The following is a 15,506-nucleotide window of genomic DNA, read 5'->3' on the forward strand; positions in this document are numbered from 1 at the left end:
CGGACCAGCGCGGCAGTTTGACGAAACTTACGATATTTCAGGTGTCTTTGCGGCGGCCAGCCCCGTTTGATTAAGCCACCCGCTGCCGGGGGGAGACCGGGCAGGAACGGGGCAAGATTTCGTGTGATTGCACGGGTGTTTTCGGGGGCTGCGGAGCGCGGTCTTTGACACTAGGATCCACCGGGAGGATTAAATGAAGAAGACTGTATTTGCCGGGCTGATGACCACGGCCAGCTTGATGGCAACCGTTTCGGTTGCGGAACAATCGGTTGTCACCGCGCTGCCGGAACAGGTTACGGCGTGGGTGGAAAACTATAACCCCTTCAACCAGACCACCGCGCTGCCGTCGGTTCTGCACCTGATGTATGAGCCGCTGATCATCTTTAACGCGATGAACGGTGGTAAGCCGGTGTTCCGTCTGGCCACGGATTTCCAGTATTCGGATGACCTGAGCAGCATCGACGTGACCCTGCGCGATGGCGTGAAGTGGTCTGATGGCGAAGCTTTTGACGCCGATGATGTGATCGCGACCTTTGAACTGGTGATGGGCAACGCCGCGCTGGACAATCAGGGCATGGCCAAGATGTTGTCGGGTGTGGAGAAGCTGGCCGCCAACAAGGTGCGCTTTAACCTGAACACCCCATCGAGCCAGGCCATGTTCCAAATCGCCGAAGTGCCGGTGGTGCCGCAGCATGTCTGGGCCGGTGTCGATGATCCGGTGGCCTTCACCAACCCGAACCCGGTTGGCTCGGGCGCTTTGACCGCAATCCAGCGGTTCACCCCGCAGGAATATGTGCAGTGCCGCAATGAAAACTACTGGGACGCCGACAGCCTGAAGGTTGACTGCATGCGCTTCCCGCAGATTTCAAACAACGACCAGGCGCTGGCCGCGGCCGCCAATGGTGAGTTGGACTGGATGGGCTCCTTCCTGCCGGACATCGAAAACACCTATGTGTCGAAGGATCCGGACAACCACAAATACTGGCTGCCAGGCGGGTCGCTGGTGGCCTTCTACCTGAACCTGGAAAGCCAGGATGCGGGCAACAAGGAAGCGTTTAACAACGTCAGCTTCCGCCATGCGGTATCGATGGCCTTTGACCGGGATGCGATGGTTGAGATTGCCGGCTACGGCTACCCGACCATCAACGCCTACCCCTCAGGTCTGGGCGCGTCGTTCCATGCCTGGAACGATGAGATGACCGAAGAGAAGTTTGGCCAGTACACCGCCTATGACGTCGACAGCGCCCGGTCGCTGCTGGCCGATGCTGGGTTCAAGGACGTCGATGGTGACGGTTTTGTGGAAACCCCCAGCGGTGCCGCGGTGAACGTGGATATCATCGTACCAAACGGCTGGACCGACTGGGTGAACACCGTGCAGATCGCGGTGGAAGGCCTGAACGCGGCCGGCATCAAATCCAACGTGGCCACCCCGGAAGCGGCGGTCTGGACCGAAAAGCTGATCAACGCGGACTATTCGGTTGCGATCAACGCGATTTCGGTCGGGGCAACGCCTTACACCCAGTATGAGCGCGGTCTGCATGAGCGCAATCAGGGCAAGACCCGTTTTGGCGCCGCGCGCTATTACAACGCTGATCTGAGTGCCAAGCTGGATGCCTTCACCCAGACCACCGATGTGGATGAGCAGATGGCGATCATGGCTGAGGTCCAGCAGATCCTTGGCGCAGAAATGCCGATCGTGCCGGTGTTCAACAACCCGCTCTGGTATCAGTACAACACCAAACGCTTCACCGGTTTCTTCAATGCCGACAACCCGGTGGCCAACCCGGTTGTGCATAAGACCAACCCGGCGCGTCTGCTGCACCTCTTGAACCTGCGCCCGGCCGGTTAAGCCTGGGACAACTCCCCTGAGGGTGGCCTGTCTGGCGCATGGGATGGGCCCCCCCCTCTTGCCTCCTCCGTCTGGCGCAACACGCGCGCCGGACGTTGAACGATTGGGGTCCTTATGAACTTCCTCTTGAAACGACTGGCGTTTTACCTTGTGGCCTTTCTGGTGGCCGCGACGTTTAACTTCGTCATCCCGCGGATGATGCCGGGCAACCCCGCTGACATCATGCTGGCCAATGCCAATGCCGCGATGGGGCCTGAGGCCCGCGCCGCGCTGATGGCCATCTTCGGCTTCACCGAAGGCCCGCTATACCTGCAATACATCGACTACCTGAAAAGCATCTTCACCTGGGATTTCGGCACTTCGGTCAAGTTCTATCCGGTGCCTGTCACCGACATGCTAATGCAGGCGCTGCCCTGGACCCTGTTCCTGACCGGAGGGGCGCTTTTGGTGTCTTTTTCCATCGGTACGCTTCTGGGGATCCTCGCCGCATGGCGCCGGGGCACAACGATTGACGTGATCGCCTCGCCCACCGCGCTGGCGCTGCAGTCGATCCCTTCGGTGGTGGTGGCGCTGGCGGGGCTTTATTTCTTTGGCATCGCCAACAAGGTTTTCCCGACGGCCTATGCCTTTGACCCCGCGCTGGATCCTGAGTGGTCGCTGGCCTTTGTGGGATCCGTTCTGACACATGGCTTCCTGCCGATCATTACCCTCTCGGTCGTGTTGGTGGGCGGCTATCTGGTGACCATGCGCAACAATATGATTGGCCAGCTGGGCGAAGACTATATCGCCATGGCTGAGGCCAAGGGCCTGTCGGACGCCCGCGTGCGTTACACCTATGCCGCCCGCAACGCGCTGTTGCCGTCGGTGACCGCGCTGGCGTTGAGCTTTGGCGCGTTGTTTGGCGGTTCGCTGGTGACGGAGGTGGTGTTTAACTACCCCGGTGTTGGCAACCTCCTTTACCTTGGGATCGTGGGGCGGGATTTCCCGCTGATCCAGGGCCAGCTGCTGATCATGACGCTGGCCATGCTGACCGCCAATTTCCTGGTCGATCTGGCCTATGTCTTCCTTGATCCGCGACTGAAGAGGGCCTGATGACAAGCGTTTTGAAAACCTTCCTGCGCAATCGCAAAGCGGCCATCGGTCTGGCCATTGTCATAGCCTATGTGATTGTCGCCATCGCCGCGCCGTTGATTGCGCATTACGAACCGCTGGCCCGGGTGGGGCGGCCGCATCAGGCGCCTTCGGCCGATCACTGGCTGGGCACCACCCGGATGGGGCGCGATGTGTTCAGCCAGCTGATCTATGGCACCCGCAATTCGCTGATGGTTGGGGTTCTGGCCGGGTTCATCGTGACCGCCATTGGCACCACCATCGGCATCACTGCCGCCTATTTCGGTGGGCTGATTGACGATGTGCTGAACTTCCTGACCAACGTTGTTTTGGTGCTGCCGCAGCTGCCGCTGCTGCTGGTTTTGGCGGCCTTCCTTGGCCAGGTTTCGCCGCTGGCGATTGCGCTGATCATCGGGTTGACCTCCTGGGCCTGGGGCGCGCGGGTCACGCGGGCGCAAGCGCTGTCCCTGAAAACCCGCGATTATATTCAGGCGGCTGAGATGATCGGGGAGCCAAGCTGGCGCATGATCCTGGTAGAGATGCTGCCAAACCTGTTGTCGATCATCGGTTTCAACTTCATCGGCTCAGTGATCTTCACCATCATCACCCAGGCCACGCTGGAGTTTCTGGGCCTTGGCAGCCCGCTGACCCTCAGCTGGGGCACCATGCTTTACAACGCGCAGAACGCCTCGGCGATCATTGTTGGCGCCTGGTGGGAGGTGCTGGCCCCCTGCGCTGCGATCGTGCTGATCGGGGTTGGGCTGTCGCTGATGAACTTCGGTGTGGATGAGATTGCCAACCCCCGCATGCGCTCGCTGGGGCAGGTGGCCAAGGCACTGCGGCTGGAACGCCGCCTCAGCCGTCAACGGATGCAGGAGGCCAAGTAATGAGCCAAGACCAATCGCCGCTGATGCAGGTGCAGGATCTGCGGATTGAATATCTGACCGCCGGGGCGCCGTTTCGGGCGGTGCGCGATGTGTCCTTTGACATCAACCGCAATGAGGTGCTGGGCCTTGCCGGCGAATCCGGCTGCGGCAAATCCACCATCGCTTACGGGCTGATGCGGTTGCACAAGCCACCGGCGCTGATCCGTCAGGGGCAGATCCTGTTTGAAGGCCGCGATGTGCTGGCCTTTGACGACGCGGCGTTGCGGGCCTGGCGCTGGTCTGAGGTTTCGATGGTGTTTCAAAGCGCGATGAATTCGCTCAACCCGGTGATGACCGTGTTGGGCCAGTTCAGTGACATGTTGAACGCCCATCAGAAAACCGCTCGGGCGCGGGTCATCATCCGCACCGCTGAGATGTTGGAGATGGTCGGCATTCCGGCAGAACGGATGCACGCCTATCCGCATCAGCTGTCCGGTGGCATGCGGCAACGGGTGGCGTTGGCCTTGGCCCTGACGCTGCGGCCCAAGCTGATCATCATGGATGAGCCGACCACCGCGCTGGACGTGGTGGTGCAGCGTGAGATCCTGCAAGAGGTGCTGCGCCTGCGCAGTGAGCTGGGGTTCTCGGTTCTGTTCATCACCCATGATCTGGCCCTTATGGCGCAAATCTCGGACCGGATCGGCATCATGAAAGAGGGTGAGATCGTCGAGATCGGCGACACCAACCAGATCGTCAACGCGCCGCAGCATGACTACACCCGCACGCTATGGGAGGCGATGCCGGTGCTGGAGCAGGCAGAAGCGTCAGAAAGTGAGGCCGCCCATGTCCCCTAAGGACACCATAACCCTGCCCGATATTCTGCGGCTCGAGGATCTGACCAAGACCTTCTATGTCAAACCGGTGTTTGGCCCGGCCAAGGTGGTTGAGGCACTGCGCAATGTGAATCTGTCCCTGCGCCCTGGCAAAGCGCTGGCGCTGGTCGGCGAAAGCGGATCGGGCAAATCGACCGTTGGGCGGATGATTGTGCAACACCACATGCCGACCAGCGGTCGGGTGCTGTTTGAGGGTCAGGATATCGCCGGTTTCACCACCAAGCCGCTGCAGATGGCCTATCGTCAGGCGGTGCAGATGGTGTTTCAGGATCCGTTCTCTTCACTCAACCCGGCGCATACCATCCGCCACCACCTGCAACGCGCCCTGCGGCTGCACCAACCGGATCATGCGGATGAGGCGGCGGTGAAACGTATTCTGGAAGAGGTGGAACTGGATGCAGGGACCGCCCCTGACAAATATCCGCATGAGCTGTCCGGCGGGCAACGTCAGCGGGTGAACTTTGCCCGGGCTTTGGCGGTGAATGCTCGTCTGATTGTGGCGGATGAGCCGACGTCGATGCTGGATGTGTCGATCCGCAAATCGGTGCTGGCGCTGATGCACCGGCTGAAAGAGGAACGCGGGCTTTCGATCCTCTACATCACCCATGACATCGCCACGGCGGAATATCTGGCTGAGGATACGGCGGTGATGTTTCGCGGTCAGGTGGTGGAACAGGGGCCAACTGCCACCGTGGTCGGCCAACCCCGGCATGGCTACACCCAGTTGCTGCGCGCCGCTGTGCCCGATCCCAAGGTGCCGCTGACCGGTGGCGATGGGGCTTTTGCCCGTCGCGCCCGTGAAGTGCGCGAGGCCGCCGCCGCCCCGGTGCGGGCCTATACCCAGATGGCGCCGGACCATCTGGTGGCCCATCATTGACCCCTAAGATAGAGCCGAACCATGCCCGATATGCTCGTCCCGCTGTACCGTTTGCCCGCTGTGCCAGAGATCCCCGAAGGCATCGAACTGCGCCCTGCGCGTCCTTATGAGGGGCACGCGCTCCTGGGGTTTGTGGCGGAGCATTTCAATGAAAAATGGGTCAGTGAGGTGACCGTGGCGATGGCGGCGCAGCCGGCCAAGGTGCTGGTGGCGGTTGAGGGGGGCAGATGCCTTGGCTTTGCCTGTTACGACGTGACCGCCCGGGGCTTCTTCGGCCCGACAGGGGTGGATCCGGCCGCGCGGGGCAGGGGGCTGGGCAAATTGCTGTTGCTTGGGGCGCTGCATGCGCTGAAGCAGGATGGCTTTGCCTATGGCGTCATCGGGCAGGCGGGACCGGTTGAGTTTTATCAGAACACCTGTGGTGCCACCGTCATTCCAGACAGTGAGCCGGGGTATTACGGCAACTCCTTCGCCTAAGCGGCGCGGGATCACAGACATATACAAAAGGACAGGCAAGATGGCGGATTATCATCTGGATACTTTGTGGCGGCCGGAGCAAGGCGAACATGGCGCAATGGAATTTGTGCTGACCAACCTGAGCGATGCGCCGCTGCGCGATTTCAGTCTCTATTTCGGCGCAATCACCCGTACGGAACTGCCCTCGGATGCCGTTGGGGGGCAGTTGCTGCGGCGCCAGGCCAATTATCATGAGTATCGGGCAACAGATGTTGAGCTGGCACCGGGGCAGCGATGGCATCTGACCGAACGCAGCCTGACCCGCAGGGCGTTGCATTCCAACGAAGGGCCAAAATCTGCCGGTCTGTTGTTGGCGGAGGAACGCGCCGCGGTCTTTGCCGCGGATCTGCAGGCTGCGCAACCCTTGGCGGCGGATCCCGTTGCGGACCGTCACGCCGGTGTGCTGCCGCAGCCGCAGCAGATAGAGGTGACGCAATACTGGTCCACTCCGCCGGCTCATCTGCTGGTGACCGGTGATCTGGCCCTGCAGCGTGAAGCGGCGAAGGTGACCGCGCTGACCCGCCGGCTGCATCCGCTGACACCCAACCCCTTTGTGCTGGCCGCGCCGGAGGGAACAGTAACTGTTTCGGCGCAACGGGCGGATCTGCCGCTGGATGGCCACCGGTTGGAATTTGCCGAAACCGGGGTGCAGATCAGCCATGGCGCGGGGGCGGGGCTGTTTTACGCGCTGGTCACCTTGGCGCAGTTGCATTGCCACGCGCATCAGTCCGGTGGGACCTCTGGCGCGACCTATGGTTTCCCGCTGCAGGGGGTGATTGAGGATGCCCCCCGCCACGGATGGCGCGGTGCGCATCTGGATGTCAGTCGCCAGTTTTACAAGCTGGGCAAGGTGCTGCGCTACGTTGATCTGATGGCCTGGCACAAGATGAACCGGTTCCACTGGCATCTGACCGATGATGAGGGCTGGCGGCTGGAAATCAAAGCCTACCCGCAGTTGACTGAGGTGGCAGCGGCCACCGGGCATGACCTGCCGGTGCTGCCGCAGCTGGGCGCCTCAGAAGAAGGGCAGGCAGGTTATTATACTCAGGATCAGGTGCGCGGCGTGATCGCCCATGCCGGGGCGTTGGGTATTGAGGTGATGCCGGAAATCGACCTGCCCGGTCATTGCGCCTGTGTGATTGGCGCCCTGCCTGAATTGGTGGATAGTGAAGAAACGCCAGCCAGCTACCATTCGATCCAGGGCTTTGCCAACAACGCGCTGAACCCGGCGATGGAATCCTCTTACGTGCTGGCGGAGCGGATCCTGAGTGAGGTCTGCGACCTGTTTCCTTTTGAGGCGGTGCATGTCGGTGGCGATGAGGTGGCTGATGACGCCTGGATGAAATCACCCAAGGCGCAGGCGATGATGAAGGAAACCGGCCTGAAGGGCACCTTTGAGCTGCAGGCGCATTTCCTGCGCCACCTGCAACAGTTCCTTGCGGCGCGTGGCAAGAAGATCGCGGGCTGGGAAGAGATGGCGCATGGCGGCGGTGTCGACCGGGAAAACTGCCTGCTGTTTGCCTGGACCACGGTGGAAAAAACCGCCGAACTGGCCGAGGCGGGGTATGATGTGATCTCCACCCCCGGTCAGGCCTATTACTTGGACATGGCGCAGTCGGACGCATGGTATGAACCGGGTGCCAGCTGGGCCGGGTTTACACCGGTCAGTAAGACCTATGCGTTTGAGGCCCTGAATGACTCCGCCGCCTTGGCCGAGCATCTGAAAGGTGTGCAGGCCTGTGTCTGGTCCGAACATCTGACCACGATGGAGCGGGTGAACCATCAGGTCTTTCCCCGGCTGAGCGCCATTGCGGAGGCCGGCTGGACCGCAGCGGCGCAGAAGGATTTTACCCGGTTTGAGGCGCTATCGGGTCTGATGCCGCGCCTGTAAGCAGGGATACGTGAGGTGAATTCGGTGCCCCCGCTCTGGCAGGGGGCACCGCAAACACGCCTCACTGGGCGGCGTAGTCATCCATTAAGGTTTGTAGCGCCTCCAGCGAGTCCGGAAACCGGGGGAAGCTGTGCGGCAGGTCCATCGTGACCCAAGGCACCTTCTCCTCGGTCATGACCTCCACAAAGGGGGTTAGGGCACTTGCCGCCTCTAGGACCGAGCTGCGCATGTTGATCCTGCCGCTGCCCTGCCCGACCTCGGAGTAGATGAAATTCAGGCAATTTGGGCAGAAATAGTGCCTGCGCGTGGCGGATTTTAACCCACCGGTGATGACCTCCCCTGTGACAGTTACGCTGTCCTTTGGGAACATCGTGGTCAGGGAATAATCGCTTGCGGTCAGCTTCTGGCAGTCACGGCAGTGGCAGGCCATGGTCAGCAAAGGCGCGGCGGTGACGTGGATCTGCACCGCACCACAGAGACAGGATCCATCAAACGGTGGTGTGGGGCGGGCCATCACATCCCCTCTTTCACTTGATCCCATCATAGGCCGCTTGCAGATCTTTCATCGCTTTACGATACGCCCCGGGCCCGTAGCTGATCCGGGCGGCGCCAAGTTGGGCCAGTTCCGCGACCTGTTTCAGGGGCGGCATCATCATCACGTTGACCGGCAGGGTGACGGCCGCGGTGATCTGGGCGATCAGATCCTTGTCCGTCAGGCCGGGAATGAAGAAACCGTCTGCGCCCGCCTCGGCATAGGCGGCGGCACGGTCCAGCGCTTCGTTCAGATGGTCCTTATGGGTGGCGGGATCAGAGCCGAGGAACAGATCGGTGCGGGCGTTTACAAAGAACGGCATATCCTCGTCAGTGGCCGCCGATTTGATCGCGGCAATCCGGGCGACCTGATCCGCCACAGCATGCAGGCCTGTGCCCTGCACGATCCGATCCTCAAAGTTGATGCCAATCGCGCCGGTTTGGATCAGCCGTCGGGCATTCTCGCCTAGGGCACCCGGATCAATGGCGTAGCCGCCTTCAAAATCGACCGAAACCGGTACCTCAACCGTGGCGCAGATGCGGGTCACGATCTGCAACAGAAACTCCAGCGGGATCTCCTGCGCGTCGCCGTAGCCCTGTGCCGCGGCCACCGACCAGCTGCCGGTGGCAAGGGCCGGTGCGCCCTGTGCGGCAACGGCTTTGGCGCTGCCCGCATCCCAGATGTTATAAAGCACAAGGGGATCGCCCTTCTGGTGCAATGCGGCAAAATTGCGGGCCTTTTCAGCCTGTGACATGAGGAGATCCTTTCGTGGGATGCGGCAGATATTGCCGTTCGATTTCCAATAATTTCTGTTTGCGCCATAAGCCGCCGCCATATCCGGTCAGGGATCCATCAGTGCCGATGACCCGGTGGCAGGGCACCACCAGTGCGATCTGATTGGCACCATTGGCGCGCGCCACTGCACGGGTGGCGGAGGGGCGACCGATCTGTTGCGCCAGTTGCGCGTAGCTGCGGGTCTGGCCCGCCGGGATCTCTTGCAGGGCATCCCAGACCGCGGCGCTGAAGTCACTGCCATGATAGGCCAGCGGTGTCTGGAACCGGGCGCATCTGCCGTCAAAGAAGGCGGTCAGCTCCTCTTTGATTTGTTCGCCCGGATCGGTGCGGCCAAGGCCTAAGCGCCCCTTGGCGAAGCGGTCCAGCCGCGCCAGTTCCTTTTGTAGGGCCTTGCGCTGAAAAAACTCCAGCAGATGCAGTTTGGATTTGCAGCTGACCGCGATCATGTCACCTAGCGGTGTCGGCACCCAATCGGCGTAAAGCAGCGGATCGATGGCAAGCGTGCCGGGGGCCTTGCCGATCAGCTTCAGGAAGGCGCTGCCGGAGTCAAATCCGGCCTCAAGTTGGCTGGTGATCACCGCACCGCCCTGCGATAGAGTTTCAAACCCGTCGCGCAGCCGCCGTTGCCGCGCCATTTCCAAGAAGGTCATGCCAAACTGACGTTTGAAACTGCGCCGGACGGTCGACAGATCAAAACCCATGCGGGTGATATCGCCTTCGCGCCAGCGGTAAGCGGGCCGTTCGTCCAGTGCCGCCAGCAGCGTGGCGATCATCGGATCGGCCAGCGCCATGGGTTCCAGCGGATGGCAGCGTTTGCAGGGGCGAAAACCGGCCTCAATGCAATCGCAGACACTGGCGTAGAAGGTGCAGTTTTCCCGTTTGGGTTTACGCGCCGGGCAGGTCAGGCGGCAGAACACACCGGTGGAGGACACGCCAACATAGGCCTGGCCATCATAGCTGGCATCGCGGTCCAGTAGCGCCTGGTAAAGGGTGTTGGGGTCGGGCAGATGAAACAACATGCGCCAAGGGATAACACAGCAATTTGGCGCTGCCGCCGATAATCGGGCGTCTATTCAGAATTGTTATCTGGGGCGGCTGGCAGGTCAAAAGCGGCCTGGATAGGCCGCTTTATATTGTGTGAGAGGCCGTTTATTTGGCCAGCGGCTTGTACGCGATGACGTCTACCTCAACCTTGGCATCCACCATCAGTTCCGAACGCACGGTGGACCGCGCCGGGCCGCCGTTGGGAAAGAACTCGGCGTAGATCTTGTTGAAGGTCCAGAAGTCGCGGGTGTCATCCAGCCAGCAGTTGGCCTTCACCACATCGTCAAAAGTGCAGCCGGCCATTTCCAGCACTTTGCGTACGTTTTCCATGGTGCGGCGGGTCTGCGCCTCGATGCCGCCGGGCACCACTTCGCCATTGTCGCCCATGGCGATCTGGCCGGATACGTAAACAAAGTCACCCGCGCGCACAGCAGGGGAGAAGGGCAGCGCCTGACCGCCTGCGCCAGTGCGGTCGTTACCGATACGTTCGATTGCCATGAGTGTAGCCTCCTAGTCGTGATGTTCTTGAGTGTGTTGGGGGAGGGTCAGGCGGCTGCCAGAACCTCAGAAAGGGTGGGGATTGGCGCCACAGCACCATATCCCGTGGTCGAAAGTGCCGCCGCGCGGTTGGCCCGATCTGCGGCCACAACAGGCTCTAACCCAGCCAAAAGCGCCGCAAGAAACGCGCCGTTGAAACAGTCGCCTGCACCGGTGGCGTCTTTGGCGGTGACTTGGAGGCCTGGCAGCGTGACCTGCTGTTCCGCAGTCGAAATCAGCACGCCCTCCGCGCCCAGGGTCAGCGCCACGACGGAGGCGCCGAGGTCATGGTAGAACCGCGCAATCTCTTCCGGCATCTGCAATCCGGTCAGCTGGCGGGCATCGTCCAGACCGGGCAGGGCAATATCACAGTGGCGCATCACCTCATGGGTCACGGCGTGTGCGGTTTCCAACGGCCAGAGTGCGGTGCGCAGGTTGGGGTCAAAGGCAAACAGCCCTTCGCCTGCGTGGATCTGTTTGGCTGCTTCCACCACCGCGCCGCGCATGCTGTCGCTGACCGCAAGGCTGATGCCCGAGGCATAGAAAATCGCCGCCTCCGGCAGCCCCACGGGCAGATCGCCCAGGCCAAGACGCGACGCAGCCGAGCCTTTGCGGCGGTAGGTGAAGTGATGGCCACGCGTATCATGGGTGACAAAATAGACGCCGGTTTCTTCGCCTTTTGCGCGGATAACGCCGCGCAGGTCTACGCCTTCGCACCGCCACATCTCAATCAGACTGGCGCCAAAAGGATCATCGCCCAACCGGGTGATCATCCCCGTCTGCGCCCCCTGACGGGCGGCGGCCACCGCAACGTTGGACACATCGCCGCCAAAGCCGATTTTGAACAGGCCGTCCGGTTGCTGGTTAAACTCGACCAGCGGTTCGCCGAGGCAATAGATCTGCGGGCTCATCGCACCTGCCCCCGCGCCGCAACGGGTAAGGGGCCGATCACTTGGCCGTCGCGGATCTCAACCAGCTCATCCAGCATATTGACCACCACACAAACGTGGTTCGGCACAATCCGCAGCTTGTCACCGACCTGCAGGTCGATTGGGCCGTCGCTGACCAGCCGGCCATGTTCTTCGCTCAGGCTGTCGATGACGATATCGTCCCGCCCCAGCACCGCACCGTGGCCGTTGAGACCTAACTGGTCCGAGGTCAGCACCTTGCTGCCCGCATCGATCACCGCCCGGTTTTCCGCGGGAACAGAGACAACTGTGGCCAGCACCGTCAGGGCGCAATTCTGCCATTTGGCGGTGCCCCGTTCGACCAGCGAACGGTCGTTGTAAACGCAGGTGCCCACGCGCAGCTCATCCGCCAGATCCATCTCATGCGCTTGCCACATGTCGGGGCTGCCCCCTGTTGTGATCCGGGGGATCGCGACGCTTTTCGCGGCAAAAACAGCCTGCGCCTCGGCAAACCAGTGGCGCACTTCGGCGATCTTTCCGGCGGGGGGGTAGGTCATCAATCCGGCAAAGCGCAGGCCCGCGGCAGCGTTGATCTGATCGGCCAGTTGCAACGCGGCCTCAGCGCTATCCACACCACACCGGTCCGCGCCGGTGTTGCATTCCACATAGACATCCAGCGGGGCCGACGCGTCAAACCCTGCGGCCAGACCAGCAATCACCGTGGCATTGTCTGCAACCACCGACAGGCGGCAGCGCTGCGACAACGCCTTCAGTCGCGCCACTTTGGCAGCACCAAGGATGTTGTAGGTGATCAGCAGATCCACGTCCTTGGTCCGCATACCGTCTAGCATGGCCTCTGCCTCTGAAATCTTCTGGCAGGTGATCCCGACCGCCCCTTGGGCAATCTGGTAATCGGCCAGCGACGGCAGCTTATGGGTCTTGATATGGGGCCGCAGGTCCAGCCCGTGCTGGTTACAATAGGCCTGATAGGCGCGCACATTGGCCTCGGCCACATTCATATCCACACAGGCGGCAGGCGTGTCGATCTGATCCCAAGAGGTGGCGTTGCTCATGCGGTGACCTCCTGCGTGGTGGCGTCAGTGGCGAAGGGGTTTTCGACGATCGGCCAGATCGCGCGGGTCAGCCGGGTGTATTGGGTTTTGGCCGGATTGTTGGGGTAGGGGCCTTCGACGGCGGCATAGAGGATCTCTGCGGCCACCGGCGCAAAGGCACCGTGGAAATGGTTGGTGGATTTCACGATCAGCACCCGTTTCCGGGTGATATCGATCCCCAGATTGGTGAAGAGATCGGGCGAGAACGCCTGACTGCGGTTTGAGTTCAGCACAATATCCAGATCGCCGATCCGCACTGCTGCCGCATCGCCCAGAGGCACCACCGAAGTGCCAAAGCTTTGCACCGCGTCGCGCACAAGTTTTGTCACCGTGACCTTGGCATCAATCGGCGCGCCTGCATGGGCTGAGGTTTTGCCGCCAAAGCGCAGATCAAAGGTCGCGCCTTCGCCCGCGGCAAAGCACAGCCGCACCGCCATCGGGTCCCAGATGGTGCCAAGTGCGGCACCTTTGAGGCCCTGATCCATAGCCTCCTGCAACAGGATCGTGCTGTCACCCGCGACACCGCCACCAGGATTGTCCCAGACATCGGCTAGCACAACGGGGCCAGCTGTGCTCGCGGCGGCGTCCACTGCTTTGATCGCCTCGGCAGGGGGCAGGAAAGGTGGTTTGGTGGCGCCGCGATAGGTGAACAACTCCAGCCCTTTTTCGCGGGCCAGACGGTCACCAAATTCGGCATTGCCGTCGGTGATCACAATTGTCTTGGCCCCCAGATCAGCCGAGTCACCGGCCATAAACCCGTGGATCAACGACATCGACAGCACGGTGCCCTCCGCCTCCAGCGCCTTCATTCGATCTACGAAACCGCGCATCGGCAGGCGCGAGGTTGGCAGCACATCCATCATCCGGCAGTCAAAGGTCGAGATGACCGGCGCAATCTCACCCCGTGCAGCACGCAGGGTCAGGTCAACACAGGCTTCGCCGGCCTCAACAAAATCGGTGTGGGGGAATTCCTTGAACACGGTGATGATATCCGCGTTTTCCACCCGCTTGGCGCTGAGGTGGCTGTGCGGATCAAAACTGACGCCGATTTTGGCATCAGGGCCTGCGATCTGACGCGCGGCCTCAATCAACACACCCTCACAATCGGCGCAATCCTCGGCGATCATCGCACCATGCAGCCCCAGAACCACCGCATCCACCGGCAGGGCGGCGCGCAGCTGATCCAGCACTTCCTCGCGCAGACGGTCCCAGGTGGCGTTGTTCACAGTCCCGCCCGGTTCCGCCCAGGTGGCGGTGCCTTCGATCAGGGTGAAGCCTTCCGTGGCTGCACGGCGGCGCAGGGCAGGAAACACCGCCGAACACAGTGTCGGCGTTTCGGGATGGTCCCCGGGAGGCGCATAAAAGCTCTGCGCGAAATCGGCAAAATCGGTGCGCAGCGGCGAGAAGCTGTTGGTTTCCGTGGCAAGCGAGGCGCAGAACACGCGCATGATTGTATTCCTTCAACAGAGGAAAACCGGAGGCATTCCGCAGAACGCCCCCGGTTCCTTGGGAGGTTAGTCGATGTAGGTATCGCCATTGGCTGCGTCGACCGCGCCTTTGAACAGGGTCAGCAGCTCACCCGCTTTGGCGTCCAGGTTTTCAGCCACATGGGCCTCAAACGCAGGCTGTGCCGCTGCCGCCATCGAGGCACGCTGTTCGTCATTCAGTGCGGTCACTTCGATCTTGTCCATCAAACCCGCCAGACCACGATCCGAGGCTTCAATGATGCGGCTCAGACCACGTGATGCAGTTACACAGCTTTCGGCGGCGTAATGCAGGGTGGACTGCTCGGCCTCGCTCAGGCCTTCATAAAACGCGCGGTTCACAATGAAGGTGTAGGGCGAAAACAAATGGTTGGTCAGCGTCATGTGCTGCTGCACTTCGGCAAAGTTGGCGAAGCTGATGATCGGCACCGGGTTCATCTGGCCGTCAATCACACCGGTTTGCAGACCGGAATAGACCTCACCCCAGCTCAGCGGATAGGCCTCTGCGCCCAGCGACTTCACGATGGTCTGGTGGCTTGGCAGGGTCATGGTGCGGATGCGGATGCCGTCGAAATCCTTCAGGTCCGCGATTTTGCGCTGTGAGTTGGTGACCGCAAAGAACCCACCGGTGTCCGGGAAGCCCAGAACCACAACGTCGCCCAGCTCGGCCTCGATGTCATCGGCCAGTGCCGCGCCAAAGGCGCCGTCAAACACCGAATAGGTCGAGGCGTTGTTGGCAAAGGCAAACGGCAGGTTCAGCACGTCAATGCGCGGGTAGTAAGACGCCATCGCACCGGTGGAGGCCAGGGTCGCCTGGATTACACCGTCACGCACCTGCTGCACATGTTCCGAGGCCGAGCCCAGCTGGTTCGAGCCAAAGACCTCAACCGTGACGGAGCCGTTGGTGTCTGCCGCCACGATGTTCGAAAACACGGCAGTACAGGCGTGGGCCGGGTTTTCAAACGGGTCGGTTTTGTTGTCATGGCCAAAGCGGATCACGCCGCCATCTGCCAGTGCGCTGGTTGCCGTGATCGCGGTCAGTGCGCTGGCTGCCAGAGTTTTGCTAAGGGTTTTCATCATGTCTCCTCCACT

15 protein-coding genes are annotated in these 15,506 nt (G+C 61.4%); 7 read left to right on the plus strand and 8 right to left on the minus strand.

Translation table 11 applies throughout. From position 1 onward, the window contains the following. Window positions 1-193 precede the first annotated feature (193 nt). The 7 genes from TL5118_RS20365 to TL5118_RS20395 all read left to right on the plus strand — a co-directional run bounded on the left by TL5118_RS20365 (window position 194) and on the right by TL5118_RS20395 (window position 8,002). Window positions 194-1,849, plus strand: a complete 1,656-nt coding sequence (locus TL5118_RS20365; RefSeq protein WP_058244380.1) for an ABC transporter substrate-binding protein — start codon at window positions 194-196, stop codon at window positions 1,847-1,849. 114 nt (window positions 1,850-1,963) lie between these two features. Further along, entirely contained in the window at window positions 1,964-2,941 is a 978-nt protein-coding gene (locus tag TL5118_RS20370) for an ABC transporter permease (RefSeq protein ID WP_058244379.1), read from the plus strand. Continuing rightward, window positions 2,941-3,846, plus strand: a complete 906-nt coding sequence (locus TL5118_RS20375; protein WP_058244378.1) for an ABC transporter permease — start codon at window positions 2,941-2,943, stop codon at window positions 3,844-3,846. The genes TL5118_RS20370 and TL5118_RS20375 overlap by 1 nt, the downstream gene beginning before the upstream one ends. Further along, the gene (locus tag TL5118_RS20380; protein WP_058244377.1) at window positions 3,846-4,679 is read left to right on the plus strand and encodes an ABC transporter ATP-binding protein; all 834 of its coding nucleotides are present in this window, start codon (window positions 3,846-3,848) and stop codon (window positions 4,677-4,679) included. The genes TL5118_RS20375 and TL5118_RS20380 overlap by 1 nt, the downstream gene beginning before the upstream one ends. Further along, window positions 4,669-5,595, plus strand: a complete 927-nt coding sequence (locus TL5118_RS20385; protein ID WP_058244376.1) for an ABC transporter ATP-binding protein — start codon at window positions 4,669-4,671, stop codon at window positions 5,593-5,595. Before TL5118_RS20380 ends, TL5118_RS20385 begins: the two co-directional genes overlap by 11 nt. Before the next feature lie 21 nt (window positions 5,596-5,616). Then, window positions 5,617-6,072 (plus strand): GNAT family N-acetyltransferase, encoded by a 456-nt coding sequence (locus tag TL5118_RS20390; RefSeq protein WP_058244375.1) that lies wholly within the window; start codon window positions 5,617-5,619, stop codon window positions 6,070-6,072. Window positions 6,073-6,112: 40 nt separating this feature from the next. Next, the gene (locus TL5118_RS20395; RefSeq protein WP_058244374.1) at window positions 6,113-8,002 is read left to right on the plus strand and encodes a beta-N-acetylhexosaminidase; all 1,890 of its coding nucleotides are present in this window, start codon (window positions 6,113-6,115) and stop codon (window positions 8,000-8,002) included. Window positions 8,003-8,063: 61 nt separating this feature from the next. Here TL5118_RS20395 and TL5118_RS20400 read toward each other — a convergent pair whose 3' ends face one another. The 8 genes from TL5118_RS20400 to TL5118_RS20435 all read right to left on the minus strand — a co-directional run bounded on the left by TL5118_RS20400 (window position 8,064) and on the right by TL5118_RS20435 (window position 15,491). Continuing rightward, complete coding sequence (locus tag TL5118_RS20400) at window positions 8,064-8,516, minus strand: GFA family protein (protein WP_058244373.1); 453 nt, start codon at window positions 8,514-8,516, stop codon at window positions 8,064-8,066. Between the two features lie 13 nt (window positions 8,517-8,529). Continuing rightward, a complete protein-coding gene (locus TL5118_RS20405) occupies window positions 8,530-9,288 on the minus strand; it encodes an isocitrate lyase/PEP mutase family protein (protein WP_058244372.1) in 759 nt (252 codons plus the stop codon). After that, on the minus strand, window positions 9,275-10,348 hold the full coding sequence (locus tag TL5118_RS20410) for a bifunctional transcriptional activator/DNA repair enzyme AdaA (RefSeq protein WP_058244371.1): 1,074 nt from the start codon (window positions 10,346-10,348) through the stop codon (window positions 9,275-9,277). Before TL5118_RS20410 ends, TL5118_RS20405 begins: the two co-directional genes overlap by 14 nt. A gap of 130 nt (window positions 10,349-10,478) precedes the next feature. Continuing rightward, the gene (locus TL5118_RS20415; protein ID WP_058244370.1) at window positions 10,479-10,871 is read right to left on the minus strand and encodes a RidA family protein; all 393 of its coding nucleotides are present in this window, start codon (window positions 10,869-10,871) and stop codon (window positions 10,479-10,481) included. Window positions 10,872-10,918: 47 nt separating this feature from the next. After that, window positions 10,919-11,821 carry a sugar kinase gene (locus TL5118_RS20420; RefSeq protein WP_058244369.1) on the minus strand — a complete coding sequence of 301 codons (903 nt, stop codon included), beginning with the start codon at window positions 11,819-11,821 and terminating at the stop codon, window positions 10,919-10,921. Beyond that, on the minus strand, window positions 11,818-12,891 hold the full coding sequence (locus tag TL5118_RS20425; RefSeq protein WP_058244368.1) for an alanine racemase: 1,074 nt from the start codon (window positions 12,889-12,891) through the stop codon (window positions 11,818-11,820). Before TL5118_RS20425 ends, TL5118_RS20420 begins: the two co-directional genes overlap by 4 nt. Continuing rightward, complete coding sequence (locus tag TL5118_RS20430; RefSeq protein ID WP_058244367.1) at window positions 12,888-14,378, minus strand: M81 family metallopeptidase; 1,491 nt, start codon at window positions 14,376-14,378, stop codon at window positions 12,888-12,890. The genes TL5118_RS20425 and TL5118_RS20430 overlap by 4 nt, the downstream gene beginning before the upstream one ends. A 66-nt stretch (window positions 14,379-14,444) precedes the next feature. After that, window positions 14,445-15,491, minus strand: a complete 1,047-nt coding sequence (locus tag TL5118_RS20435) for a TRAP transporter substrate-binding protein (RefSeq protein WP_058244366.1) — start codon at window positions 15,489-15,491, stop codon at window positions 14,445-14,447. Window positions 15,492-15,506: the final 15 nt, after the last annotated feature.

It is taken from the genome of Thalassovita autumnalis (assembly GCF_001458255.1).
Lineage (GTDB): Bacteria > Pseudomonadota > Alphaproteobacteria > Rhodobacterales > Rhodobacteraceae > Thalassobius > Thalassobius autumnalis.

Excerpts from the sequence above, each read along its gene's own strand:
- TL5118_RS20365 (WP_058244380.1), top strand. The coding sequence starts at position 194 with ATGAAGAAGACTGTATTTGCCGGGCTGATGACCACGGCCAGCTTGATG.
- TL5118_RS20370 (WP_058244379.1), top strand. The coding sequence starts at position 1,964 with ATGAACTTCCTCTTGAAACGACTGGCGTTTTACCTTGTGGCCTTTCTG.
- TL5118_RS20375 (WP_058244378.1), top strand. The coding sequence starts at position 2,941 with ATGACAAGCGTTTTGAAAACCTTCCTGCGCAATCGCAAAGCGGCCATC.
- TL5118_RS20380 (WP_058244377.1), top strand. The coding sequence starts at position 3,846 with ATGAGCCAAGACCAATCGCCGCTGATGCAGGTGCAGGATCTGCGGATT.
- TL5118_RS20385 (WP_058244376.1), top strand. The coding sequence starts at position 4,669 with ATGTCCCCTAAGGACACCATAACCCTGCCCGATATTCTGCGGCTCGAG.
- TL5118_RS20390 (WP_058244375.1), top strand. The coding sequence starts at position 5,617 with ATGCCCGATATGCTCGTCCCGCTGTACCGTTTGCCCGCTGTGCCAGAG.
- TL5118_RS20395 (WP_058244374.1), top strand. The coding sequence starts at position 6,113 with ATGGCGGATTATCATCTGGATACTTTGTGGCGGCCGGAGCAAGGCGAA.
- TL5118_RS20400 (WP_058244373.1), bottom strand. The coding sequence starts at position 8,516 with ATGGCCCGCCCCACACCACCGTTTGATGGATCCTGTCTCTGTGGTGCG.
- TL5118_RS20405 (WP_058244372.1), bottom strand. The coding sequence starts at position 9,288 with ATGTCACAGGCTGAAAAGGCCCGCAATTTTGCCGCATTGCACCAGAAG.
- TL5118_RS20410 (WP_058244371.1), bottom strand. The coding sequence starts at position 10,348 with ATGTTGTTTCATCTGCCCGACCCCAACACCCTTTACCAGGCGCTACTG.
- TL5118_RS20415 (WP_058244370.1), bottom strand. The coding sequence starts at position 10,871 with ATGGCAATCGAACGTATCGGTAACGACCGCACTGGCGCAGGCGGTCAG.
- TL5118_RS20420 (WP_058244369.1), bottom strand. The coding sequence starts at position 11,821 with ATGAGCCCGCAGATCTATTGCCTCGGCGAACCGCTGGTCGAGTTTAAC.
- TL5118_RS20425 (WP_058244368.1), bottom strand. The coding sequence starts at position 12,891 with ATGAGCAACGCCACCTCTTGGGATCAGATCGACACGCCTGCCGCCTGT.
- TL5118_RS20430 (WP_058244367.1), bottom strand. The coding sequence starts at position 14,378 with ATGCGCGTGTTCTGCGCCTCGCTTGCCACGGAAACCAACAGCTTCTCG.
- TL5118_RS20435 (WP_058244366.1), bottom strand. The coding sequence starts at position 15,491 with ATGAAAACCCTTAGCAAAACTCTGGCAGCCAGCGCACTGACCGCGATC.